Source organism: Stenotrophomonas tumulicola, from assembly GCF_014117215.1.
In the GTDB taxonomy this organism is placed as follows: Bacteria; Pseudomonadota; Gammaproteobacteria; order Xanthomonadales; family Xanthomonadaceae; genus Stenotrophomonas; species Stenotrophomonas tumulicola.
Genome location: NZ_JACGXS010000001.1, coordinates 1,167,808 through 1,192,052, shown reverse-complemented (window position 1 = coordinate 1,192,052; position 24,245 = coordinate 1,167,808). Strand labels below are relative to the sequence as shown.

The 24,245-nt window shown below is 66.1% G+C and carries 22 protein-coding genes; 3 read left to right on the top strand and 19 right to left on the bottom strand.

Going from position 1 to position 24,245, the window contains the following annotated elements; genetic code table 11:
* Positions 1-251: 251 nt before the first annotated feature.
* From H4O11_RS05285 to fliD, 5 genes are all read right to left on the bottom strand, one after another.
* Positions 252-884 (bottom strand): response regulator, encoded by a 633-nt coding sequence (locus H4O11_RS05285; protein WP_182338290.1) that lies wholly within the window; start codon positions 882-884, stop codon positions 252-254.
* Between the two features lie 102 nt (positions 885-986).
* The gene (locus H4O11_RS05280) at positions 987-1,565 is read right to left on the bottom strand and encodes a PilZ domain-containing protein (protein ID WP_182338289.1); all 579 of its coding nucleotides are present in this window, start codon (positions 1,563-1,565) and stop codon (positions 987-989) included.
* Positions 1,562-1,861, bottom strand: coding sequence for a hypothetical protein (locus tag H4O11_RS05275; protein WP_182338288.1), 300 nt, complete (start codon positions 1,859-1,861; stop codon positions 1,562-1,564). The genes H4O11_RS05280 and H4O11_RS05275 overlap by 4 nt, the downstream gene beginning before the upstream one ends.
* The gene (gene fliS / locus H4O11_RS05270; protein ID WP_182338287.1) at positions 1,858-2,277 is read right to left on the bottom strand and encodes a flagellar export chaperone FliS; all 420 of its coding nucleotides are present in this window, start codon (positions 2,275-2,277) and stop codon (positions 1,858-1,860) included. The genes H4O11_RS05275 and fliS overlap by 4 nt, the downstream gene beginning before the upstream one ends.
* Before the next feature lie 152 nt (positions 2,278-2,429).
* A complete protein-coding gene (fliD, locus tag H4O11_RS05265) occupies positions 2,430-3,785 on the bottom strand; it encodes a flagellar filament capping protein FliD (protein WP_182338286.1) in 1,356 nt (451 codons plus the stop codon).
* A gap of 295 nt (positions 3,786-4,080) precedes the next feature.
* Here fliD and H4O11_RS05260 point away from each other — a divergent pair, with 295 nt between their 5' ends.
* From H4O11_RS05260 to H4O11_RS05250, 3 genes are read left to right on the top strand one after another with little or no spacing between them, the layout of a single operon-like run.
* On the top strand, positions 4,081-4,713 hold the full coding sequence (locus H4O11_RS05260) for a TetR/AcrR family transcriptional regulator C-terminal domain-containing protein (protein ID WP_182338285.1): 633 nt from the start codon (positions 4,081-4,083) through the stop codon (positions 4,711-4,713).
* A 48-nt stretch (positions 4,714-4,761) separates the two neighbouring features.
* Complete coding sequence (locus H4O11_RS05255) at positions 4,762-5,874, top strand: efflux RND transporter periplasmic adaptor subunit (RefSeq protein WP_182338284.1); 1,113 nt, start codon at positions 4,762-4,764, stop codon at positions 5,872-5,874.
* Positions 5,871-8,939, top strand: coding sequence for an efflux RND transporter permease subunit (locus tag H4O11_RS05250; protein WP_182338283.1), 3,069 nt, complete (start codon positions 5,871-5,873; stop codon positions 8,937-8,939). Before H4O11_RS05255 ends, H4O11_RS05250 begins: the two co-directional genes overlap by 4 nt.
* 143 nt (positions 8,940-9,082) lie before the next feature.
* Here the strand turns inward: H4O11_RS05250 and H4O11_RS19445 are convergent, their stop codons facing one another.
* The 14 genes from H4O11_RS19445 to H4O11_RS05180 all read right to left on the bottom strand — a co-directional run bounded on the left by H4O11_RS19445 (position 9,083) and on the right by H4O11_RS05180 (position 24,181).
* Complete coding sequence (locus tag H4O11_RS19445; RefSeq protein ID WP_182338282.1) at positions 9,083-10,594, bottom strand: flagellin; 1,512 nt, start codon at positions 10,592-10,594, stop codon at positions 9,083-9,085.
* A gap of 289 nt (positions 10,595-10,883) precedes the next feature.
* Positions 10,884-12,374: a flagellin N-terminal helical domain-containing protein gene (locus H4O11_RS19495; RefSeq protein ID WP_182338281.1), complete on the bottom strand. Its 1,491-nt coding sequence runs from the start codon at positions 12,372-12,374 to the stop codon at positions 10,884-10,886.
* 65 nt (positions 12,375-12,439) lie between these two features.
* On the bottom strand, positions 12,440-13,648 hold the full coding sequence (gene flgL / locus H4O11_RS05235) for a flagellar hook-associated protein FlgL (protein WP_182338280.1): 1,209 nt from the start codon (positions 13,646-13,648) through the stop codon (positions 12,440-12,442).
* A complete protein-coding gene (flgK, locus tag H4O11_RS05230) occupies positions 13,645-15,525 on the bottom strand; it encodes a flagellar hook-associated protein FlgK (protein ID WP_182338279.1) in 1,881 nt (626 codons plus the stop codon). The genes flgL and flgK overlap by 4 nt, the downstream gene beginning before the upstream one ends.
* 8 nt (positions 15,526-15,533) lie before the next feature.
* A complete protein-coding gene (gene flgJ / locus H4O11_RS05225) occupies positions 15,534-16,724 on the bottom strand; it encodes a flagellar assembly peptidoglycan hydrolase FlgJ (RefSeq protein ID WP_182338278.1) in 1,191 nt (396 codons plus the stop codon).
* A gap of 1 nt (position 16,725) precedes the next feature.
* A complete protein-coding gene (locus H4O11_RS05220; RefSeq protein WP_425505996.1) occupies positions 16,726-17,844 on the bottom strand; it encodes a flagellar basal body P-ring protein FlgI in 1,119 nt (372 codons plus the stop codon).
* Between the two features lie 11 nt (positions 17,845-17,855).
* Positions 17,856-18,548: a flagellar basal body L-ring protein FlgH gene (flgH, locus tag H4O11_RS05215; protein ID WP_182338277.1), complete on the bottom strand. Its 693-nt coding sequence runs from the start codon at positions 18,546-18,548 to the stop codon at positions 17,856-17,858.
* Positions 18,549-18,588: 40 nt separating this feature from the next.
* Complete coding sequence (gene flgG / locus H4O11_RS05210; protein ID WP_182338276.1) at positions 18,589-19,374, bottom strand: flagellar basal-body rod protein FlgG; 786 nt, start codon at positions 19,372-19,374, stop codon at positions 18,589-18,591.
* 136 nt (positions 19,375-19,510) lie between these two features.
* Positions 19,511-20,260 (bottom strand): flagellar basal body rod protein FlgF, encoded by a 750-nt coding sequence (locus H4O11_RS05205; RefSeq protein WP_182338275.1) that lies wholly within the window; start codon positions 20,258-20,260, stop codon positions 19,511-19,513.
* Positions 20,261-20,295: 35 nt separating this feature from the next.
* On the bottom strand, positions 20,296-21,522 hold the full coding sequence (gene flgE, locus H4O11_RS05200) for a flagellar hook protein FlgE (protein WP_182338274.1): 1,227 nt from the start codon (positions 21,520-21,522) through the stop codon (positions 20,296-20,298).
* Positions 21,523-21,553: 31 nt separating this feature from the next.
* Positions 21,554-22,237: a flagellar hook assembly protein FlgD gene (locus tag H4O11_RS05195; RefSeq protein ID WP_182338273.1), complete on the bottom strand. Its 684-nt coding sequence runs from the start codon at positions 22,235-22,237 to the stop codon at positions 21,554-21,556.
* Between the two features lie 23 nt (positions 22,238-22,260).
* Positions 22,261-22,668 carry a flagellar basal body rod protein FlgC gene (flgC, locus tag H4O11_RS05190; protein ID WP_182338272.1) on the bottom strand — a complete coding sequence of 136 codons (408 nt, stop codon included), beginning with the start codon at positions 22,666-22,668 and terminating at the stop codon, positions 22,261-22,263.
* A 3-nt stretch (positions 22,669-22,671) separates the two neighbouring features.
* Entirely contained in the window at positions 22,672-23,067 is a 396-nt protein-coding gene (gene flgB, locus H4O11_RS05185) for a flagellar basal body rod protein FlgB (protein ID WP_182338271.1), read from the bottom strand.
* A gap of 172 nt (positions 23,068-23,239) precedes the next feature.
* The gene (locus H4O11_RS05180) at positions 23,240-24,181 is read right to left on the bottom strand and encodes a chemotaxis protein (RefSeq protein WP_182338270.1); all 942 of its coding nucleotides are present in this window, start codon (positions 24,179-24,181) and stop codon (positions 23,240-23,242) included.
* Between the last annotated feature and the right edge of the window lie 64 nt (positions 24,182-24,245).

Below are 24,245 nucleotides of genomic sequence, written 5' to 3'. Positions count from 1 at the left end.
TGTCCCCCTCGCGCCGAGTCCCCAGCGCGTTGTGGAACACATCTTGCTTTGCCGTCGGGGCAGGGGGAATCGGGGGGTTCCTGAGTGCCATGGTGTTATTACCGACAGCGTGTAAGGAATATCCCTACATCACAACGAATTTCCGTCGACGGGGCTTCCCAAGCCGCTGATTTCTGGTGCTGCCTGCAGGCCGCATCGGGTTGGAATCCGACGCCGCCCTTGCGGCATGTCGGGAAACTGTCACCTGGCTGCTACTGCAGCTCGTTCTGGTGGCGCGCGGCAATCAGCACCAGGTCGTTGGCGCGCCGGCAGCCCAGCGACTCCATCATCCGGGCGCGGTGCGTTTCCACCGTCTTGACGCTGATTCCCAGCTCCGCGGCCATTTCCTTGTTGCTTTGGCCAGTGCCGATGCGGCGCAGGATTTCGCGCTGGCGCGGGGAAAGGGCGGCCACGCCCACCAGTTTCTCGCGTCCCAGCATGGGCGCCAGCATCTTGGCCGAGATCTGCGGGCTGAGGAACACCTGGCCGGCATGGGCCGCACGCAGGGCCAGCTCCAGCTCGGCCGGGGCGGCATCCTTGACCACGAAACCGACCGCGCCACGATCCAGCGCATCGCGTACATGCGCGGCGTCATCGTGCATGGTCATCATCACGACGCGTGAGCCGGGGGCGTGCAGGCGGATGTCGCTGAGTGCTTCAAGGCCGGTGCGGCCGGGCAGCGACAGGTCCATCAGGACCACGTCCGGCGCATGCTGCAGCGTCTGCTGCAGCGCCTGTTCGGCATTGCCGGCTTCGGCCACCAACTGGACGTCGGCAAACCCCTGCAGCAGTCGGCCGAGACCGGCACGGACCAGGGTGTGATCGTCGACGATGAGAACGCGCACAGGCAGGAGCTACAAGCAGGGAGAGGTCCACCTTAGCCGAGGTGGGACGGGTCGCCAATAGCAACAGGCCGGGATAGCGACGCGCGTCGCGTAACCCGGGCCTCAGCGCAGCCTGCGTGCATCGGCGATCTGGCGCCGGTGGACGCGGAAAAGATGCCGCTCCAGCGCCATCTCAAGGCCATCGCCGAGGTCGGCGAAACGCAGCCACAGGTAATGTCCGCCGGCTCCATCGGCCGCTTCGGCCAGCACCTGGACGGGCAGGTCGACATGATCGGGCAGCCAATCGCTGGGCTGCAGGCTTACCAGTCCCTGGCTGCCGGGGGCAGCGCCGCTGCGTGGACCCAGCTGCAGGCGGATGCCGCGCCGCGACCAGCGCAGGGGGCGCAGGGGCAGGGCATCGCCCTGCTGGCGGACCAGCCGCCCCATCAGCACCAGCACCAGGTCCAGCTTGGCTTCGATACGCTGCTGCGACACGCTGGTTTCGCCCCGGTCGTCCTTGTCCTCGCCGCGGCTGTCCTCCACCAGCGCGATGCTGCGCAGCAGGTGTTCGGTGACGCTTGAACGTACGCCGCCGTTGCCACGGACGAAATCGGCTGGCAGGTCGAGATCGCAGCTGAGCGTCTCGTCGAACAGCTCGCTTTCGGCCGGGTGGTGGATCAGCGGGGCGGCGGGATCGTTCATGCCAGGGATTCTGCCTTGAGATAGGCATGTGCGGCGCGAAGGGAACGCTTGCCCTGGTTCAAGCGGGCGGCAGCTTCGTCGCGCAGCTGGAGCATGCGCCCCATTACCTGCTGCTGGCGCGCGATCAGGGCGCGGATGGCATCGTCGGTCGGCCGTTCCACGACCAGCGACAACGCCGCCACCGCCTGCAGGTGTTCGCCCATCAGGCGCTCGCTCTGCGCGTGGTCACCGGTCGGCAGCGAGGCTTCCAGCGTATCCAGCGAGGAATGCAGCGGCTGCAGCACCTGGGCGGTCATGGCGAGCCTGCGCCGCGCACGCTGCGCTGTTCGACGGGGATGGCGTTCCAGGCCGAATCGATCTCCACCATCAGCCCGAGTGCTTCCTGCAGTGCGTTGGCATCGTTGTGCAGGTTGGCCTCGGTCAGGCGCACGATGACGAACTCGTACAGCGCCGACAGGTTGCCGGCGATCTCGCCACCGGCCTCATGGTCCAGCGAACCGTCCAGGTGGCCGACGATGGCGCAGGCTTCGCCGATGGCCTTGCCCTTGCGGGCCTGGTCGTTGCGCTGCAGCGATGCCTCGGCGATGCGGATGCGTTCGCAGGCGCCGGCCAGCAGCAGCGCCACCAGCTTGTGGGGATCGGCGTCGACGACCGAAGTGCTGACGCCGACTTTGCGGTACTGCTCGGCGAACTGCCGGTTTGTGCCGTACATGTATGGACTCTCCTGGGGTGCGGAGGTGCCCGCATGCCCTGGATGGCGAGCGGGCCGTGGCACCGGTACTACCTTGCTATCGGCGCGGGCGCCGAAGAACTTGAGGGGCCGGCGTGGAGGCCGGGTGACGCCAGGTCGATGGCGTCGGTCGGTTACTTGTTGGAATTGTTGTTGGCCAGCTGCTGCGACAGCGTATTGCTGGCGGTCTGCATCTGCGTGACCAGGCCTTCCATCGCGGTGAACTGCTTGGTATAGCGATCGGACACTTTTTCCATCCGTGCATCCAGGTCATCCAGCTGCTTTTCCAGCGCCTTGATCTGCTTGTTCAACGAATCGGTGCGCTGGCTGATGGTGCCGGTGGTGCTGTCCAGGTTGCTCTTCAGCAGCGCCGTCATGGATTTGCCGATGCTGCCCTCGGCACCGAACAGCGACTTGGCCGCTTCCGGGTCCTTGGCCATGGCGGTGTCCAGCTTGGCGGCGTCCAGGCTGAGCGTACCGTCGGCGCCGATGGTCACGCCCAGGTCCTTCAGGTCGTTGACGTTCGCGCTCAACGAGCTGCGCAGCTGCTGCTGCAGCCCGCGCACCATCGCATCGCCGGTGAAGGTGGCCGCGGTACCGGTTTCGGCGTTGTAGGTGCTGGAGCTCTTCAGCGTGGACTGGATCGAGTTGTAGGCAGTGATGAAGGCATTGAGGTTGGTCTTCAGCGTGCTGTTGTCCGGGCTCAGCGTCAGCGTCTGTTTCTTGCCTTCCTCGGCCTTGGTCAGGGTCAGGGTGATGCCCGGCACCAGATCGGTGATGGTGTTGGAACTGGAGGTACGGGTGAAGCCGTCCACCACCACCACCGCATCCTTGGCTTCGACCATCTGGGTCATCTTCGAGGCATCGCTGCCGTCGTAGACCAGCTCCGCCAGGCCGCCATTGCCGCCGCTGGCGTTCACCGTCAGCGCACCTTCGGTGCCGGAATCCACCGCGCTGAGCACCAGGTGCTGGCCATCATCGGCAGTGACGACGGCGGCGGTCACGCCCTTGCCACCGGCGGCCGAGTTGATGGCCGCGGCGACCTCGGCCAGCTTGGCGCCGGGCGGGATGGTGACATCGATGGTCTTGTCGCCATAACCGATCGTCAACGTGCCATCGCCGATCGTCGCGTCCTTCTCGTAGGCCCTGGAGCTGAGCTTCTGGTTCTGCGCCAGCGATTGCACCTCCACTTCATGGGTGCCCACTGCCGGTTTGCCGGCGGTGCTGCTGGTATCGATGACAGCGGTGAAGTTGGATTCGGTGGGCGTGCTGGGCTTGATGCCTGGATTGGCCACGCCCTTGACCAGCGTGTTCAAGGCGGTCTGCAGGCTGGTCATGCCGCTCTTGATCGTGCCCAGCGCCGAAAGTTTGGCGGTGGCGGCGACGCCGGCCGTGTTGATCTGGTTTTCCTTGGGCGCGCGCTCATTGGCGACCAGCTGGGAGACCAGGTTGGGGATGTCGAGGCCGGAACCGATGGTGCCGAGGGACATGGAAAGATCCTTGTGCAGTGACGGCGCGCGCCGGTGGCATACACCTGCTATCGGCCATCGTGGGGCGAGCTTGAGCGTCTGTACGCTGCCCCTTGTCCTGCAAGCCCCGTGCCAGCCGTTGTGGCGCCGGGCCATGCCCGGTGGGCGTGCCGATGTAGCGCCGGGCCATGCCCGGCGGACGTGCCGATGTAGCGCCGGGCCATGCCCGGCGGACGTGTCGGTACAGAGAAGCTTGTACTGCCCAACCTAACGCTGTTAGATTTGCCCCCTAACAACGTTAGGCCAAGCCCAGCACGTGCGCCAACCCATCATCCGCGAGCACATCGTCGAGGCGGCATTCCGGATCCTGGACGAGGCAGGCCTGGAAGGGGTCACGCTGCGCAAGGTGGCCTGTTCGCTGGGCATCCGCGCTCCGTCGCTCTACTGGCATTTCAAGAGCAAGCAGGCGCTGATCGACGCAATGGCCGACGCGATGATCGCCGACGTGGCCCGTGTCATCCCGGGGGGGCAGCCCTGGCGGCAGACCCTGCTGCAGATCGCGCGCGAATTCCGGGTGGCCTTCAAGGTGCACCGCGATGGTGCACGTGTCTATGCCGGCACCTTCCTGGCTACCGAGAACGTGTTGCGCGTGGGCGAGGCCAGCATTGCTGCGCTGGTGGGTGCAGGTGCACCGGCACGCTTTGCGGCCACCGCTGCCATGGATCTTGTGTACTACGCGATGGGGTTCGTCATCGAAGAGCAATCCTGGCCCGGCGACGGCAGCATGGAGGCGCTGGGCGAAGCGTTCATGGCGCTGGCCGAGCAGCGTTTCCCGCATTGCTGGGAAGCGCGCGAGGTCTGGGGCGAAGTCGATTTCGATACACGTTTCGAACAAGGGCTGGGCCTGATGCTGGACGGCATCGAACAGCGCCTGTCCCGCGCACCCTGAATCCCGATCCTCCTTCTGTACTTGCTGCTTCGACCCGGAAAGCCACATATGCGCGCTTCAATCCTGCGTTGTACCTGTCTGTTCCTGATTGCCACGCTGCTCGCCGCCTGCGCCGGCAAGGATGAAAAAGCCGATGAGGCCGAAACAGCCATGTCGGCACTGCCGGTGTCGCTGGCCACGGCACGGCTGCAGCCCATGGCGCGAACGGTGCTGGTGTCCGGCCCGGTCACTGCGTACGAGGAAATGCAGCTGGGCGTGGAGATCAGCGGCCAGCGGGTGACTGCGCTGCCGGTGGACGTAGGCCAATGGGTAAAGAAGGGCCAGGTACTGCTGCAGCTGGACCATCGCACGTTGGACAGCGAACTGGCCCAGGCCGATGCCTCGCTGCGCCAGGCGCAGGCGGCGCAGGACCTTGCGCGGATGAATTACGAGCGCAGCGCCAAGCTGGCCGCCCAGCAGTTGATCAGCGCCAGCAGCCTGGACGAACTGCGGGCAAATCGCATCAACGCCGAAGCGCAGACGGCGACCGCCCGTGCTGCGCGCGATGCAGCCCGGTTGCGCCGTGACTTCGCCGACCTGCGTGCGCCGGCCGATGGCCTGGTCTCCAAGCGCCTGGTGCAGCCCGGCCAGGTGGTGTCCGCCGGTACCGAGCTGCTGCGCCTGATCCGCGATGGTCGCCTGGAATGGCGGGCCGAGCTGCCCGAAAACCAGCTGGCCGATGTTGCCGTGGACAACACCGTCGAACTGCCTTACGCCGGGCAGGTGGTGGCAGGCCGCATCCGCGCCGTTACCCCGGGCGTGGATGCACAGACCCGCACCGGCACGATCTATGCCGACCTGCCGACGCCGGGCCCGCTCAAGCCGGGAATCTACGTGGAAGGCCGCATCGTCACCGGCGACGGCCAGGCATTGACCATCCCCACCGCGGCGATCGTGCAGCGCGATGGCCACAATTACGTGTTCACCGTGAACGACAAGCAGCAGGCCAGCCGCCTGCGCGTGCGTACCGGGCAGGCGGTGCAGGGCCGCACCGCGATCCTGGAAGGCCTGAAGGCCGGTGACAACGTGGTGGTGGAGGGCGCAGGCTTCCTGGGCGAGGGCGACCGCGTACGCGTGATCGCTCCTGCGAAGGCCGGCGATGCGAAGGCGGCCGCACGATGAATTTCTCCGCTTGGGCGATCAAGCGCCCGCTGCCTGCGCTGATGATCTTCGTCGTGCTCTGCGTAGCCGGACTGTGGGGCTTCCATCAGTTGCCGGTCGCGCGCTTCCCGGACATCGCTTTCCCGATGACCACCGTGACGGTGACCCAGCCCGGTGCCTCGCCCAGCCAGCTGGAGGCCGAGGTGACCCGCAAGGTCGAGGATTCGGTCGCCACGGTCAACAACGTAAAACGCGTGATCTCATCGGTCAGCGAAGGTGTCAGCACGACGTCCATCGAATTCCAGCTGGAGGCCGACCTGGCCACTGCGCTGGACGATACCCGCGATGCGGTCACTCGCATCCGCACCGACCTGCCGCAGGACATCCAGGAACCGGTGATTTCCAAGGTCGATATCGGCGGCTCGCTGATGACCTATGCGCTGGTTGCCCCGCACATGAGCAGCGACGAAGCCAGCTGGTTCGTCGACCGTGACATCTCGCGTGCCATGTATGGCGTGCAGGGCGTGGCGCGGGTCACCCGGGTGGGGGGCGTCCAGCGCCAGATCCGCGTGGACCTGGACCCCAATGCCTTGATCGCGATGGGCGTCACCGCTGGCGATGTGTCCCAGCAGCTTGCCCGCATCCAGGTGGAGCGCGCAGGCGGCAAGGCCGAGATCGACGGGGCGCAGCAGACCATCCGCACGCTGGGTACGGTGGCTGATGCGCAGGCGCTGCGTGATTTCTCCATCGCCTTGCCGGATGGTCGGGCGGTGCGGCTGTCGACCCTGGCGACGATCACTGACGCGGCTGCCGATCCGACCGAAGCGGCATTGCTGGACGGGGACCAGGTGGTGGCGTTCTCGATGTCGCGCACGCGCGGATCCAGCGAGGTCAAGGTAGAAGCCGGCGTGCACGACGCGCTGGACACCATCAAGGCGGCGCACCCGGGCATCGATTTCCGCCTGGTCACCACCGCGATCGATGAGACCCACCGCTCCTACGATTCGTCGATGACGATGCTGTACGAGGGCGCGCTGCTGGCGCTGCTTGTGGTTTGGCTGTTCCTGCGTGACTGGCGCGCCACGTGGGTGGCTGCGCTGGCGTTGCCGCTGTCCATCATCCCCACCTTCGCGGTGATGTACTTCTTCGGCTTCACGCTGAACATGATCACCCTGCTGGCGTTGTCGGTGGTGGTCGGCATCCTGGTCGACGATGCGATCGTGGAGATCGAGAACATCGTGCGCCACCTGCGCATGGGCAAGTCCCCGCTGGATGCCGCGCGCGAAGCAGCCGGTGAGATCGGCAATGCAGTGATCGCCACCTCGCTCACCCTGGCGGCGGTGTTCGTGCCGGTGGCCTTCATGCCCGGCATCGCCGGCAAGTTCTTCCGCGAGTTTGGCTGGACGGCCGCTACCGCCGTGCTGTTCTCGCTGCTGGTGGCGCGGCTGCTCACCCCGATGATGGCCGCTTACCTGCTCAAGCCGCATGGTGAAGAGAAGCCGGATTCACGGCTGATGCTCTGGTACCTCGGCTGGGTGGATGCGGCACTGCGCCATCGTGGCCGTACGCTGTGGCTGGCCACTGGCTTGTTCGTCGCTTCGCTTGGCCTGGTGCCGTTCATCCCGGCCACGTTCATTCCGCAGTCCGACCTGGGCCGCAGCAACCTCAACCTGGAACTGCCGCCGGGCACGCGCCTGCAGGAGACCGTGGAGGTGGCCGAGCGCGCGCGTGGGCTGCTCAAGGACATGCCCGAGCTCAAGCAGGTCTATACCGCGGTGGGCAGCGTGCTGGACCTGGGCGACCCCGGCGCAACCGGCGTGGGCGAACCGCGCAAGGCCACGCTGGTGCTGGACTGGGGTGCCGCCGACAGCCGCGACCGTGACCAGCGCGTGCTGGAACGTGAGGCCCGGCAGAAGCTGGCCGACCTGCCCGGCGTGCGCGTGAGCTATGTCAGCTCCGAACCGGGCAACCTGCTGCAGCTGGTGTTGTCCGGCGATGACCCGCAGCGCCTGCAGGAAGCCTCCATCGCGCTGGAGCGCGACCTTCGCGGCATCCGGGGCCTGGGTAGCGTCACTTCGACGGCGTCGCTGCTGCGGCCGGAACTGCAGATCGTTCCGGACTCCGCCCGTGCAGCCGACCTGGGCGTGGCCACCGCCGACATTGCCGAAGCGGCGCGCATCGCCACGGCCGGTGACTACGAGCAACGCATGGCCAAGTTGAACCTGCCTGATCGGCAGGTGCCTATCCGGGTCGGTTTCGCCGAAGCGACGCTGGCCCATCCTGCGCTGATCGGCCAATTGCGCGTGCCGGGCCGGGATGGCCCGGTGCCGCTGGCAGCGGTGGCCGAGATCCGCCAGGGCAGCGGCCCATCGCAGATCTCGCGTTACCAGCGCCAGCGCAACGTCACCCTGACTGCCGAACTCAACGGCCGACCGTTGGGCGAGGTGATGACCGAGGTGCAGGCACTGCCCAGCGTCATGCAGGTACCGCCGGGAGTGAGCTTCCTCAATACCGGCGATGCCGAAGTGTTCGTCGAGTTGTTCATCGGCTTCATGCTGGCCATGGCCGCTGGCCTGGTGTGCATCTACATGGTGCTGTTGCTGTTGTTCAACCATGCGCTGATGCCGGTGACGATCCTGGCGGCGGTGCCGCTGTGCGCTGGCGGTGCCTTCGGCGCACTGCTGATCACCCAGAACATGCTGTCGCTGCCGGCTTTGATCGGCTTGCTGATGCTGATCGGCATCGCTACCAAGAACTCAATCCTGCTGGTGGATTATGCGGTGATTGCCGAGGACGAGCATGGCATGAGCCAGCACGATGCGTTGGTGGACGCCTGCCGCAAGCGCGCGCAGCCGATCATCATGACCACGCTGGCAATGGGGGCGGGCATGATGCCCATCGCGCTGGGTTTTGCGGGTGATTCCAGCTTCCGCGCGCCGATGGCCATTGCCGTGATCGGTGGCTTGATCACCTCCACGCTGCTCAGCCTGATCGTGATCCCGGCTGCGTTCACGGTGGTGGATGACCTGGGCGAGTGGCTGTCGCGGAAGTTCAGGCGGCGCTCTTCGCACGCCCGGCACCCGTAGCGCCCAGCCATGCGCTGTGGCGCCCGGCCACGCCCCTGTAGCGCCGGGCCATGCCCGGCGAGCGCAGCGGCATCTGGTCATCAAACAAACAAAAAGGGGGCTTTCGCCCCCTTTCCGTTATGCGATGAAACCTGCCGCTTCGATTACTGCAACAGGCTCAGCACGCTCTGGCTGGACTGGTTGGCCTGGGCCAGCATCGCCGTACCTGCCTGCTGCAGGATCTGGTTGCGGGTCAGCTCGGCGGTTTCCGAAGCGTAATCCACGTCGCGGATGCGGCTGCGGGCGGCCGACATGTTCTCCGAAGAGGTGTTCAGGTTGGCCACGACCGAGGTGAAGCGGTTCTGGATCGCGCCCAGGTCAGCGCGCGAGGAGTTGATGGAGTTGAGCGCGGCGTCCATTGCCTTCATTGCATTGTCGGCGCCGGCCTCGGTCGAGATGTCAAGATCGGCGAAGCCGGTCCGGGCGACGCCCTTGGCGTAGGTCTCGGTCTCGCCAGCGGTCAGGCCGGTCTGAGCGAGCAGTGCCTCCCGCGCTTCATCGGTGTCAGCCGTTGCTGCGATGGTGAAGTTGCCGTCGGCGGCCTTCATCGAGACATTGCCGGCCTCGTCCAGCGATGCACTGACGCCCGTGTTGTAACTCTGGCTGTTGATCGCCTTGACCAGCTGATCCGCACGCTGTTCTGCACTGCCGGCTGCGTCGAACTTGATCTCGACGGCGGTACCCTTGGAGCCGGTCAGCATGAAGCTGCCTGCACTGAAGGTAGCGGTGCCGGTGCCGGTGCCCGGCGTTGCGGCAGTAGCGGTGATGTTAGCCAAGCCGTTGCTGAAGTTATCAACGACGACATCGGTCGTGGTCGCGTTGGTCAAGATCACGTTGCCGCCATCAGCGGCCGCCAAACCATCGGCTTGCGCATTGATGGCATCGACTACGTCGGCTGCCAACGCCTCTGCGGTACGGCCCGTGCCGCCGCCAACCGTGATCTGCGTGCCGTCCAGATCGAAGGTGAAGCCATCGTCGAGATCGCCAGCATCGATGCCGGAGAGATCCAAGGTGACCGGTGTAGTTCCGGGAGCACCTGCGCCACCGGTACCGGCGGCCTTGGTAGCAGTCACCGAGCCTGCGGTGTCAACTTCGTTCCAGTTGCCCAACGCTGCAATGTTGGCATTGGCGATCTGGGCAATGTCGATGGTCTGGCCCTGGTCGGCGCCGATCTGGAAGGCCTGGCTCTGGAATTTTCCGTTCAGCAGGTTGGTGCCGTTGAAGTTCGTCTGCTCGGCGACGCGCTGGATTTCGGCCTTCAGCAACTGCACTTCCGAGTTCAAGGCCTCGCGATCAGACGCGGAGTTGGTGGCATTGCGTGACTGCACGGAAAGTTCACGGATGCGCTGCAGGTTGTTGCCGATTTCGCCCAGTGCGCCTTCAGCGGTCTGCGCCAGCGAAATGCCGTCGTTGGCGTTGCGGGCAGCCTGGTTCACGCCGCGGATCTGGGTGCTGAAACGCTCGGAAATCGCCAGGCCAGCGGCATCGTCCTTTGCGCTGTTGATGCGCAGGCCCGAGGACAGGCGCTGGATGGTGGTGGCCAGGTTCGTGCCGCTGGTGCTCAGGTTGCGCTGGGCGTTGAGCGACATGGTGTTGGTGTTGATGACTTGTGCCATGGTGCGGTTTTCCTTTTTGGCAGTGGGTCCGGCAGTTCAGCCTGGCCGGTATCGGGGGCAGTGGATGGCGGCCCGGGTGGGGGGTGTGCTGCCGCTGCTGAAGTCAATAACGGCACTGCCTGTCCAGCCTTTAGCCACAAGTCAATATTTTTGTAACGCCGGGTCGTGCCCGGCGGGCGATCCATCATGAAAAAAAGGCCCCGCCAAGTGCATGGCGGAGCCTTTTGGTACGTGCGGCATCCCAGGCCAGAAGCCGCCGAGCATGGCTCGGCGCTACAGGAGCCTGTTCTTACGACTGCAGCAGGCTGAGGACGTTCTGCGGCACCTGGTTGGCCTGTGCCAGCATTGCCGTGCCGGCCTGCTGCAGGATCTGCGCGCGGGTAAGCTCGGCTGTTTCCTGTGCGTAATCGACGTCGCGGATGCGGCTGCGTGCAGCGGACATGTTCTCCGAGGACGTGGTCAGGTTGGCGATGGTCGAACTAAAGCGGTTCTGCACGGCACCCAGGTCGGCGCGCGATGAGTTGATGGACAGCAGGGCGGCGTCCATGGCGTTCAGTGCATTGTCGGCGCCAGCGGTGGTGGTGATATCCAGGTCAGCGAAGCCTGATTTCGGCTCGCCTGGGACCCAAGCGCTGCCGATCTCGTCCGCAGCGGTGTCCCCCGCACTCAGGCCGGTCTGCGCCGTCAGATCCTCTGCGCCGGCGATGGAAAAGTCGCCGCTCTGCGAAGCCAGCACCAACTTGCCTGTATCATCGAGCGAGGCAGTAACGCCGGTGTTGTAACTCTGGTCATTGATCGACTTGACCAAGTCGCTGGCACGCTGGCCAGCACCACCGGCAGCGGCGAAGTTGATGGTCGCCGTGCCCTTGGCGCCAGTCAGGGTCAAGCTGCCTGCATCAAAGGTAGCGGTGCCACCGGTACCCTGTGCGCCTACAGTCTGGGCTGCAACAGCGTTGGAGAAGGCATCGATCACGACCGGCGCAGCAGTCGTGTTTGATAGTGCGACGTTGTTTCCGTCAGCGGTCGCCAGATTGGGCCGGACGGTGTTGATCTGCGTTGCCACAGCCGCGGCAAGGCCTTCGGCATCACGCGTGGGGTCCTGTTCAACAGTGACTTGGTTGCCGTCGACTTGGAAGGTAAATTCAGCGGTTGGATCCGTTGCGCCTGCGAGGTCCAACGTGGCGGCGCCAGGACCAACAGCACCTTCACCTGTGCCTACCGGCGCGGTTGCGGTGAATTTGGCTGCCGTATCGACCTGGTTCCAATTGCCCAACACCTTGATGTTGGCGTTGGCGATCTGGGAAATGTTGATCGTCTGGCCTTGGTCGGCGCCTATCTGGAAGGCCTGGTTGGTGAAGCTGCCGTCCAGCAGGCTGGTGCCGTTGAAGTTGGTCTGCTCGGCCACGCGCTGGATTTCAGCCTTCAGCAACTGCACTTCGGCATTCAGCGCCTGGCGGTCGGAAGCCGAGTTGGTAGCGTTGCGTGCCTGCACGGCCAGTTCGCGGATGCGCTGCAGGTTGTTGCCGATCTCGCCCAGCGCGCCTTCGGCGGTCTGCGCCAGCGAAATGCCGTCGTTGGCGTTGCGTGCGGCCTGGTTGGTGCCGCGGATCTGGGTGGTGAAGCGTTCGGAAATCGCCAGGCCCGCCGCGTCGTCCTTTGCGCTGTTGATGCGCAGGCCCGAGGACAGGCGCTGGATCGACGTGGCCAGCGAATTGCCGCTGGTGGAAAGATTACGCTGGGCGTTCAGCGACATCGTATTGGTGTTGATGATCTGTGCCATGGGGCGTCTCCGTGGGTGGCTCTGGGTCTGTTGGAATGGACGCGCTCAGGGCGCCCGGATGAAGGTCAGCGGATGGTGTTGAACAGGGACATGGCCTGCATCTGGCTGAAGATCGTCTGCGCGGCCTGCAGGGCCGCGTTTTCGAGCTTGTACTGGCCGATGGCATCGGCGTAGTCCAGGTCGCGCAGGGTGGAAAGGGTGGATTTGATGGTGACCGAGGTGGCTTCGCGGGCACTGGCGGCATCGTCGATGGCGGCCAGCTGGGCACCGCCCTTGGCGCGTGCGTCGATCATGTTTTCCGACGCACGGGTGATGTCACGCATGCTTGATTGCAGGACGTTCTGCATGCTGGTGCGCTCGGCGGCGGTCTGCGGGTCCGATTCCAGCGCGGCCACCAGCTTGTCCAGCGTGCCGAAGATGTCGCGGGTGCTGGATGCTTCCACGCCAAAGCTGTCGCCGGCCGCCGGTTCGCCTTCGATGCGCAGGCGGATGCCGCCCACCACGATGTCTTCGCCGGCGGCATGGGTGCCGTTGGCCACTACCGCGCCGGTAGCGTCGAGTACTTCGTAGGCGCCTTCGCCGGCCTCGGTGAAGCGGATGGTGAGTGCGCCGCCTTCCCAGGCATCGCTGCCGTCGCGGCTGATCGAGGTCAACAGGCCGCTGCCGGTGTTGCCGGCTGCCGCGCTGCCATCCACGGTGCCGTCGCCGGTGCGGATGCGCATGAAGATCTCACTGCCGGGCAGGGCGTCGTTGACCAGCTGGCCGGGCGCGACTTCCACCTGGCGCTGGGTCTGGTCGCCTCCGTAGGCCACCGTGCCGCCGGACTTCAGGAACGGCGCGTCGGCATCGCTGCTGCCACCGAACAGGTAGCGCCCGCTGCCATCCTTGCTGTTGGCCAGCGACAGCAGGCTGTCCTGGATCGACTTGAGCTCGCTGGCGATGGCCTTGAGGTCGGTCTCTCCCGGCACCGGCGTGTTGGCCTGGATGCTCAGCTCCACTGCGCGGGTCATCAGCTCATTGGCCTGCGCCAGCGCGTTTTCCTGCAGGCCCAGCCGGTTCTGCACGTTGTTGGCATTCTTGCCGAGCTGCTCCAGCCCGGCGGCCACGCGGTCCAGGCCGACGGCGGTGCCGGCGCCGACCGGATCGTCCTTGGCCGACACGATCTTGCTGCCGGTGGCGATCTGCTGTTCGAGATGGTTGATCCTGGATTGCTTGGACAGCATCAGCGATACCGACTGGCTGTACATCATCCCGGTGGAAATACGGTCGTTCATCGCGAGACGGCTCCGAGGATGGTCTGGAACATGTTGTCGGCGGTGGATATCAGCTGCGAGGCGGCCTGGTAGGCCTGCTGCAGGCGGAGCATGTCCGCCGCTTCCTCGTCCAGGTTCACGCCGGACACCGAATCCCGCGCGGCCTGTGCCTGGTCGGTGATGACCTGCTGGGCCTGCAGCGAATACTCCGCCGAACGTGCCGCCGCACCGATCTGGGTGGTCAGGCCGCCCAGTGCACCGCCGAGGGTTACGGTGCCGGCGCTGAAGATCTTGGCGTCCTCCACCTTGGCCAATGCCAGCGCATTGCTGTTGTCGGACGAGCCGGCACCGGTGGGACTGATATCGAAACGGTCGCCGGCCTTCGGCGCGCCATCGAGGTTGAAGCTCCAGCCGTTGGCACTGATGGTCTGGCCAGGGGTATAGGGCTGCGGGTCACCGCCATCGATGGTGTATTCGGTCGCCGAGATGAAGACGATCGCCGCAGGCGTGCGCAGGGCCGGGTCGGCAACATCGGTCACCTTGAGGTCGGTGAGCTTGCCGCTGCCGGTGTTGGCGGTCGCCGCTTCGCCCTTGACCGGTGCAGCGGCGGCCAGGCGCGAGGGATCGGTGATGGCCACCGACATGCTGCCGGCGACGTTGGCGGTGGGCTGCAGCAGGAAGCGGTCGTTGGCCGCAGGCGTGCCGGACACAACCAGTTCCACGCCATTGATCACCAGCGGATCGTCTGCCGTACCCGTGCCGGTCAATGCAATGCTGGCACCGGTATCGGCGCGGCTGGCCTGCCACTGGGTGCCGTCGAAGCGCAGCACGATGTTCTGCGCGTCCAGCTTGGACAGGTCGCCGAAACTGGCCTGCAGGGTGGCGCTGCCGGTATTGCTGGTGTTGCCGGTGACCCGCGGGCTGCCGATGTTGAACAGGTCGGTGCCGAGGTTGCCGTACAGGTCCACGCCGTTGCGGTGGGTCTCGTTGAAGGTGCTGGCCAGGCCGATGGCCAGCTTGCCCAGTTCGGCCTGCGCCGGCGTCAGCACGGTGTCGCGGAATTCCATCAGGCCGCCGACCTGGCCACCCAGCGCCTTGGAATCCAGCACGACTTTCGCGCCCTGGGTTTCCAGTGCCAACTGCAGCCGCTCGGGCTGGTAGGCATCGGTGACCGTGGTGACCTTGCTGGCGGTAGCGCCTACCACCAGTGCCTGGCCGCCAGCGGTGTAGACGTTCATGAAACCGCCGTCCTGCATCACCGCATTGCCGCCGGTGTACCCGACCAGGCTGGCGATCAGCTGGTCGCGGCGGTCCAGCAGGTCCGGCGCGGCATCGGTGGCATTGCTGCCGATGGCCGCGTTGATCTGCGCCACCTCCGCGGCCAGCCGGTTGATTTCGGTGGCGGCGGCGGTAATGCCGTTGTTGACCTCGCTGTTGAGGCTGTCCAGGTTGCCGTTGAGCTGGCGGAACCGGTTGGCCAGGGTGCCGGCGCTGTCCAGCACGTTCTGCCGGTCGGCGGTGGCCGATGCATTGGAGGACAGGCCGCTGACCGAATCGAAGAAATTCGACCAGACGCCGGCGACGTTGGTCGATGCGTCGGAGAACAGGGCATCCACCCGATCGGCCATGGTCGACAGCTGCTTCAGGCGTGCCAGTTCACCGCTGCCATCGAGCAGCCGCGAGATCGCCAACTGGTCGGCGACGCGGCGGATATCGGCGATGCGGGTGCCATTGCCCACCGTGCCGAAGCCCATCTGTTGGGGATCGGCGGTGGCGAAGTCCACCCGTTGCCGGCTGTAGCCGGGCGTGTTGATGTTGGCCACGTTGTGGCTGGTGGTGGCCAGTGCGCGCTGGAAGGCGAGCAGGGCACTGGTACCGGTAGAGAGCACGCTGGTCATGGAGTTCCTCAGCGACGGGTGGTCGCCAGCGCTGCCTGGGCAGTGCTGGCGAATGTGCGACCGAGCCGCGCGCCGGCATCGCCGATGGCGGATACCGCGCGTTCGATGGTCGGGCCGCCGGCGATGCTGGCGATCTTTCTGGCATACGACGGGTCGGTCGCATAACCGGCCTGCTGCAGGCCGTGGGCGAAGCTGCGCACGTCGGTGCCGGCCTGCAACGCCTTCTGGTAGCGCGGGTTGGTCTTCAGCAGCCGCACGTAGTCGGCGAAGCTGTCGGCCGGCGAGGCGTAGCTGCGGAAGCTGGCGGTTTCGTTGCGGCGCACGCCGTCCACGTACTCATGGGTGCCCACGGTGGCCCGGTCGCCGCTCCAGCCAGCGGCCTTGATGCCGAACAGGTTGTGCGCGCTGCGGCCATCGCCGTGGGTGATCTGGCGCTTGCCCCAACCGGTTTCCAGCGCGGCCTGGGCGACCAGCGCGCGCGCGTCCACGCCCAGTTCCCGTGCCGCGGTCTGTGCGTGTGGCCAGATGCCGGCAACGAAACCTTCCGGCGTATGCGCGCCCAGTCGCGCCACCGCGGAAGAACTGGCCAGGGCATCCATCGCCGACGGCCCGCTGCCACGGTTGGTTGCGGTGGCTGCCCATTGATCGTCCGGCAGCATCTGCGCGCCTGCATCCGGCGTCGACGCGTAGGGATCGGTGCTGCCCAGTGCCTGGTGCATGCGGCTGCTCTCGCGCCCGGCAATCAGGTCCAGGGTCTGTTCCATCGGTTGCCGGGCGTGCGGCGACGTGCCGGAGGCCATCTGCTGCAGCATGCGAACGGCCTGGTCGGCATCATCCAGCGGCAGTTCCGGGGCGGTGGCTGCGGGCGCATTGAGCTGGTAGGCGCGGCTGGCATCGGGGGCATTGATCCGCGCATCCAGCGCAGGACCATCGCCGGCCGCGCCGGAAAGCTGGCGGGTGATCACCGCCGACAGGCCCAGGCCTTTGCCACGGGTCATCGCCTCGGCGATCTTCTGGTCATACATCTCGCGGAACATGGTGTTCTCGCCGGGAAACAGCGAATCGCCAAAGCTGGCCTCGCGCATGCTCTTGACCAGCATCTGCGCGAATTGTCCTTCCAGCTGCCGCGCGACCTTGTCGATCCGTTGCGGATCATTACGCTGGGAAGGATTGAGTTCGAAGGCCGGCTGGATGCGCATGTCAGATCACCTCGAGCTCGGCGCTCAGCGCACCGGCCTGCTTAAGTGCTTCCAGGATCGCGATCAGGTCGCCCGGCGCAGCACCGACGGCGTTGACCGCATGCACGATCTCATCCAGCGACGTGCCGCCATTGAACTTGAACATGCGGCTGCCATCGGCCTCGGCGGTGACCGTGGACTGCGGCGCGACCACGGTCTGGCCACCGGCGAAGGCATTGGGCTGGCTGATGTTGGTGCCTTCCTGGATGGTCACGGTGAGCGAGCCGTGCGAGATCGCCGCAGCACCCACGCGGACCTGCTGGCCGATCACCACGGTGCCGGTGCGTGAGTTGACCACTACCTTGGCCGGTGCGTTGCCGGGGGTCAGTTCCAGGTTCTCGATCCGCGCCAGCAGGCCGATGCGTGCGCCCGGATCAGTCGGCGAGCGGACCGCGACGGTCACTCCGTCCACCGCGCGGGCAGCGCCCTCGCCGAAGGCATTGTTGAGTGCGGCAACCATGCGCGAGACGGTGGTGAAGTCGTTCTGGTGCAGGTTGAGGGTGATTTCACCGGCGGCGCCGAACACGTCCGGCAACGCGCGTTCGACGGTGGCGCCGTTGGGGATGCGGCCGACGCTGGGCACGTTGACCGACACCCGCGAGCCATCGCGGCCCTGTGCGCCGAATCCGCCCACCACCAGGTTGCCCTGGGCGATGGCGTAGACCTGCCCATCGGCACCACGCAGCGGCGCCATCAGCAGCGAGCCGCCGCGCAGCGATACGGAATTGCCGACCGAAGACACGGTGATGTCGATCGGCTGGCCGGGCTTGGCGAACGGCGGCAGCTCGGCGTGGATCGCCACGGCGGCGACGTTCTTCAACTGCGGATTGACGTTCGCCGGCACATTGACGCCCAGTTCGCCGAGCAGGTTCTTCAGGCTCTGCACGGTGAAGGGGGCCTGGCTGGTGCGGTCACCGCTGCCGTCCAGGCCGACCACCAGGCCATAGCCGACCAGCGCGTTGCCACGCACGCCGCCGACCTGGGCGAGGTCCTTGATGCGTTCGGCATGCGCCGGTGCAACCAGCGTGGCCAGGGCCAGGGCAGCGAGCAGCATGCGCAGCGGGAAGCGGGAAAAGATCATGGGTGCGGTGCTCAGAACGGCGCCAGGCCGGAGTTGAAGAAGCGGCTCAGCCAGCCCATGGCGTTGGACTGCGCCACCGCACCGCGGCCGCCGTAGACGATGCGTGCATCGGCCACCCGGCTGGAGGGAATGGAATTGTCCGGACCGATGTCGGCGGCGCGCACGATGCCCTGTACCTGCACCAGTTCATCGCCCTGGTTCAGGCGCAGGTTCTTCTGTCCCTGCACCACCAGGTTGCCGTTGGGCAGGCGCTGCATCACCGTGACCGTCACGCTGCCCTGCAGGCGATTGCTCTGCGCGCTGTTGCCACGGCCGGTGAAATCGCGCGATCCATTGGCGCTGGCCGACAGGATGTCCTTGCCACCCAGCGTGACCGGTGCGCCGAACAGCGTCGGCGTGCCCAGCGCAAGTTCCGATTCCTTGCTGGTGGCGGTGTTGGCGCTGGTCTGCGCCTGGGTGTTTTCCTGCAGGGTGATGGTCAGCAGGTCGCCGACATCACGCGCCCGGCGGTCCGAATACAACTGCAGCGAGGGGCCGGCGGCATAGATGGCGCCGGCGGTGGCCTGCGCCTGTGGCGGCATGATCGGCTGCACCGGTGCCATCGCCGGATACGGCCGCACGTCGCCGGCGATCACGCAGCCACCCAGCAGCGCGACGATGGCGGCGGCGAGGGTGAGGCGGGCGAGGGGAGCGGAGTGCTGCATGGCGGGGATGGTTTCCAGGAGGATGATGGGGAAGGCGTGGTCAGACGTTGTTGTTGAGGTAGGCCAGCATCGAATCGGTGGTGGAGATGGCCTTGGCGTTCATTTCGTAGGCGCGCTGGGTTTCGATCATCGACACCAGCTCTTCCACCACGTTGACGTTGCTGCCTTCCAGCGCGCCCTGGACCACGTTGCCCAGTCCGTTGAGGCCGGGGTTGCCGTTCTGTGCCGGCCCTGATGCGGTGGTTTCCAGGTACAGGTTCTCGCCGCGTGCCTGCAGGCCGGCGGGGTTGATGAAGTCGGTCAGGGTGAGCGCGCCGATCTCCACCGTGGCGGCGTCGTCGGCCATCTTGACGCTGACGGTGCCATCGGTGCCGATGGTGAGCGTCTGCGCGCCTTCGGGAATCTGGATGCCCGGCTGCACGGGGTAGCCACTGTTGGTGACCAGTTCGCCGTCCTGGCTGACCTTGAAGGCGCCATCGCGGGTATAGGCCGAGCTGCCATCGGGCATCGTCACTTCGAAGAAGCCACGGCCGTTGACCATCACGTCCAGCGCGCGGCCGGTCTGCTGCTGGCTGCCCTGTTCGAAGTTCTTCGCGGTGGCGACCACCCGTACGCCGGTGCCCAGCTGCAGGCCGGTCGGCAGTTGGGTCTGTGCCGAGGACGCACCGCCAGGCTGGCGTACCTGCTGGTACAGCAGGTCCTCGAAACTGGCACGATCCTGCTTGAAGCCGGTCGTGTTGGTGTTGGCGAGGTTGTTGGACACCACCGACATCCGCGTCTGTTGCGCGTCGAGGCCGGTCTTGGCGATCCACAGTGCCTGGTTCATGGTCAGTTCCTCTGCTGGTTGCCCCGGCCGTCACGGGCGGGACAGGTAACCTGCGATGGGGCGCAGGTGCTTCAAGCTGGGTAGTGCAAGCGGTGTGCCAGACAGCAGCGCCAGGATTCCGTCAGCCTGCGCGGGCTCAGCCGTTCAGGCGCAGCAGGCTGTTGGCGCTGCGTGCGTTCTCGTCGCCGTGCTTGATCACCTTGACCTGCATTTCGTACTGGCGCTGCAGCTGGATCATCTGCACCAGCGCGCCGGCAGCATCGACGTTGCTGCCCTCCAACTGGCCGCTTTCCAGCGACTTTCCCTGCATCTGCACGAACGGCTGCTGCGGATCGGTATTGCGGAACAGGCCATCCAGGCCGCGTTGCAGGCGATCATCGGCGGCGGCCACCACCTTGATCCGGCCGATCACCGCCATCGTCTGCGGACCTTCGCCCATGGGGATGATGGAGAGGGTGCCGTCGTTGCCGATCTCCATCGCCTGGTGCGGCGGAATGGCGATCGGGTTGTCGTTCTCGTCCAGCACCGGGTGGCCGCCGGCAGTCACCAGTTGGCCATTCGGGGTCAGCGACAGCGCCGCACCCCGCGTATAGGCTTCGCCGCCATCGGGGGCCTGCAAGGCCAGCCAGCTCCCCGGCTGCAACGACAGGTCCAGCGGATTGCCGGTGATCTGCTGCGCGCCGACCCGGCGATTGAAGCCGGCATCGACATGCAACGCGTCCACGCGCGAGGCGAACCCTGGGCCGCGGATCGGAAATGATTCGGTATTGGCCAGTGCTTCCTTGAAGCCAGGCGTATCGGTGTTGGAGATGTTGTGCGACACCGTGCCCTGCGCCTGCAGGGAAGCGCGCGCACCGGTCATCGCGACGTAGAGGGCCTTGTCCATCTCGGAAGCTCCGTGCTGTGGTCAGCCGGCCATCATCAACGGATGTTGATGATGGTCTGGGTGACCTGGTCCTGGGTGCTGAGCATCTGCGAGTTGGCCTGGAAATTGCGCTGGGCCACGATCATGTTCACCAGCTGCTCGGTGAGGTCCACGGTGGAAGATTCCAGCGCGCCGGCCTGGATCTTGCCCAGGTCCGACGAATCCGGCGCGGCCGTACGCGGTGCGCCCGAGTCGAAGGTTTCCACCCACATGTTGTTGCCGGTGGCCTGCAGGCCCTGCACGTTGTTGAAGTTGGTCAGCGCGACCTGGCCGAGCGGCTTGTCGTCGCCATTGGAGTAGCGTGCATACACCACGCCCTGGTCGGACACGCTGATCTCGTTGAGCTTGCCGGCCGCGTAACCGTCCTGCTGGAAGTTGCGCAGTGCGAATTTTTCGCCGTACTGGGTCGAACCGGCCACGTCCAGGGTCAGGTTCAGCTGGCCGGCACCGGTGTCCGGGGCGAAACCGCCCAGTACGATCTTGCCGTCGGCCGGTGCCGTCAGCGCACCGCTTTCGTTGAAAGTCAGCGTGGTGGGCTCATCACCGACGCGCTGGCCATCGACGTAGTTGTAGACCTCCCACTGGTTGGCCACGTCGGTCTTGACGAAATACGAGGTCTGGGTATGGCTGACACCCAGCGAGTCGTATACGGTGACGCCGCCGCTGGACTGGCTGTAGCTGTTGGAATCGGTCGGGTCGAACGGCGTGACCGTCGGCGCGGTGGCGTTGGCCGGCAGGGTGAAGGCCAGCTGCACGCTGCCGGTCTGCTTGGGCGGGCTGTCGGTGGTGAGCAGCTGCAGGTCGGTCAGGCGGCCGGCGTCGAAGCTGGTGCCGTCCGCATTGGGGGCGAACACCTGCAGGCGGGCGCCCTGCGGGTTGACCACGAAGCCCTGCGGATCGGTCTGGAAGTTGCCGGCGCGGGAGTAGGTGCGCTGGCCGTTCATGTTCATGGTGAAGAAGCCTTCGCCGGAAATCGCCAGGTCCAGGCTGCGCCCGGTCTGGGTGTTGTTGCCCTGGCTGAACTGCTGGGCGACGTTGGACACGCGCACGCCGGAGCCGACTGCGTTGCGCGACAGTCCGTAGCTGGTGGCCGAGAACAGGTCGGCGAACTCGGCGCGCGATTCCTTGAAGCCGGTGGTGTTGACGTTGGCGACGTTGTTGGCGGTGACGCTCAGGTCGGTGTTGGCGGCGTTGATGCCGGACAGGGATACGTTGAAGGCCATGGGTAGCTCCTCGGGTAGGCGGTCTGGGGGCTCAGCTGATGCGGAGCACGTAGTCGATCGGGGCGACACCCAGCCCCTTGAGATTGAGGTAGAGGCCGTCGGAACCGACGGTCACGCTTTCCACCGGTGCCTGCACGTAGGTGCCCAGCTTGGTCTGCGCACCGGCGGTATCGGTATGGTTGGCGGCCAGCGAATAGGTGCCGGCCGGCAGGCGGTTGCCGCTGCTGTCCTTGCCGTCCCACTCGAAGCTGGTTTCACCGGCCTCGGTCGCTTCCACGCTCACCTGCGCGACTTTCAGGCCGTTGGCATCGGTGATGTCCACGGTGATGAAGCCGGCGCCGGGCGCTGCCACCACGCCGCCGACGCTGCCTTCGTCTTCCAGTACCAGTTTTTCCGAGGGCACCAGCACGTCGTGCCCGACCAGCGCCGCGCCACGCAGTACCTGGTCGCTGGCCATCGAGGCCTGGAAGCCCTGCACGGTGGTGTTGAGGTCGCTGATGCCCTGCACCGTGGACAGCTGCGCCATCTGCGCGACCATCTGCGTGTTGTCCATCGGCTTGAGCGGATCCTGGTGCTGCAGCTGCTCGGTCATCAGGCGCAGGAAATCGGCCTGGTCCAGGGTGTCCTTGTTCTTGGTGGCGTTGCTGTTGGGGGCGTTCAGGCCCAGCGCGGAATAGACATCCTGGCTGGTCTGGGTATTGATCGCGGTGCTCATGTGGGACTCCTTGCGGGCACGCGTCAGCGGCCCATCGTCAACGTGGCCAAGGCCAGTTCCTTGGCGGTACCCAGCATTTCCACGCCGGCCTGGTAGTTGCGCGAGGTGGAGATCAGGTTGACCATCTGCGCGACCGGATCGACGTCGGCCTGGTAGATGTAGCCGTCCGTGTCAGCCAGCGGATGGCCGGGTTCATAGCGTTTGATCGGCGCGGCATCGCTCTGCGAGATCTCCTTGACCTGCACCGAGGTGATGTTCGGATCGGTCCGGCTGGTAACGGCCTGGAAGATCGGCTCCAGCGGCTTGTACACCGCCTCAGGCGAGCCGGCGATGGAATCGGCGTTGGCCAGGTTGGAGGCGATCGTGCTCATGCGCACCGATTGCGCCTGCAGCGCCGAGCCGGCGATATCGAAGATGGGGAGGTTGCTCATGGCTTATTGCCCGGTGATGGCGGTGAGCATGGTGCGCACCTTGGATTCGACGAAGCTGAGCGAAGCGCGGTATTCCAGCGCGGCGCGGCCGTAGGCAGCGCGTTCGGCATCGGGGTCGACGGTGTTGCCGTCGAGGTTGGGCTGCACGCCTTCGCGGGAGATCTGGAACGGGTTCAGGCCGTTGCCGATCGCCAGGTGCTGTTCGTTGGTGGTGGTCATCAGGCCATTGCCGGCCTGGCCCTGCGCACTGCGCAGCGCGGCATCGAAGTCCAGGTCCTTGGCCTTGTAGCCAGGGGTGTCGACGTTGCCGAGGTTGCTGGCGATCAGCTTCATGCGCTGTTCGCGCAATGGCATGGCCTGGGCATGGAGACCCAGGTAATCGGAGATGAGGTTGGGCATGGCGCACTCCCGCAGGACGTTGCGGGGAGCGGCTGCAAGCGGCGTGCCAAAGCAGGTTTTCCGGCGCCGGGCACCGGTAGTGACGGGCCATGCCCGTCACCCCGCGCGCAGCGCGGGCATCCCATCCGCAACCGGGGGTAGTGACGGGCCATGCCCGTCACCCCGCACGGTGTCAGGCGGCCTCGGCGACCTTGCGCAGGCGCGCCAGCACGAAATCGGCCAGCTCGTGCGGGGAATACTTGGCGACGAACGCATTGGCGCCGACGCGCTCGACCATCGCGTTGTTGAAAACACCCGACAGGGAGGTATGCAGCAGCACATGCAGGCCTGCCAATCCTGGATGGCGCCGGATTTCCGTCGTCAAGGTGTAGCCGTCCATCGCCGGCATCTCGATGTCGGAGATCACCATCGCGTAGCGCTCCGCCGGGTCTTCCCCGGATGCATGGATCTGCAGCAGGTGGTCCAGCGCCTGGCGTCCATCCGAGAGCAGGGTCGCGCCCACTCCCAGCTGGTCGAGCACGCTGCGGATCTGCTGGCGTGCCACGCGCGAATCGTCCACCACCAGCACCTGCATCGGTGGTGCATCGGCCGGCAGCGCCATGCCCGGGTCCAGTACCGCCTCACCCCGCAACTGGGCGATGTCGGCCAGCACGCTTTCCACGTCGATCACCTGGATCAGCTCGCCCTGGAAGCGGGTAACGGCGGTGAGGTAGGTGGAGGTAGCCCCCAGCTCAGGCGGTGGGTGGATGTCCTGCACGGCGATGTTGACGATGCGCTCCACGCCGCTGACCAGGAACCCCTGGATGGACCGGTTGAACTCGGTGACCACCAGGTAGCCCGGGCCATCGCCGCCATGGTCGCGCTCGGGATGGCCGATGGCCACGCCCAGGTCCAGCACCGGTACCGAACGCCCGCGGACATCGGCCACGCCGGAGAACTGCCCCGGCAAGCCCGGCACCTGGAACAACGACGGGCGCCGCAGTACTTCCTGCACCTTGAATACGTTCACGCCAAAAAGCTGGCGGCCACCGAGGCGGAACAACAGCAGCGCCAGTCGATTGTGGCCGGCCAGGCGGGTGCGCTGGTCGATACGGTTGAGCAGGTCATGTGACATGGAGGGTGTATCGGCGGTGCGGCGGGGGACTTGAGGGGACAGCGGCCCGCGCGTTCCCCGCGCC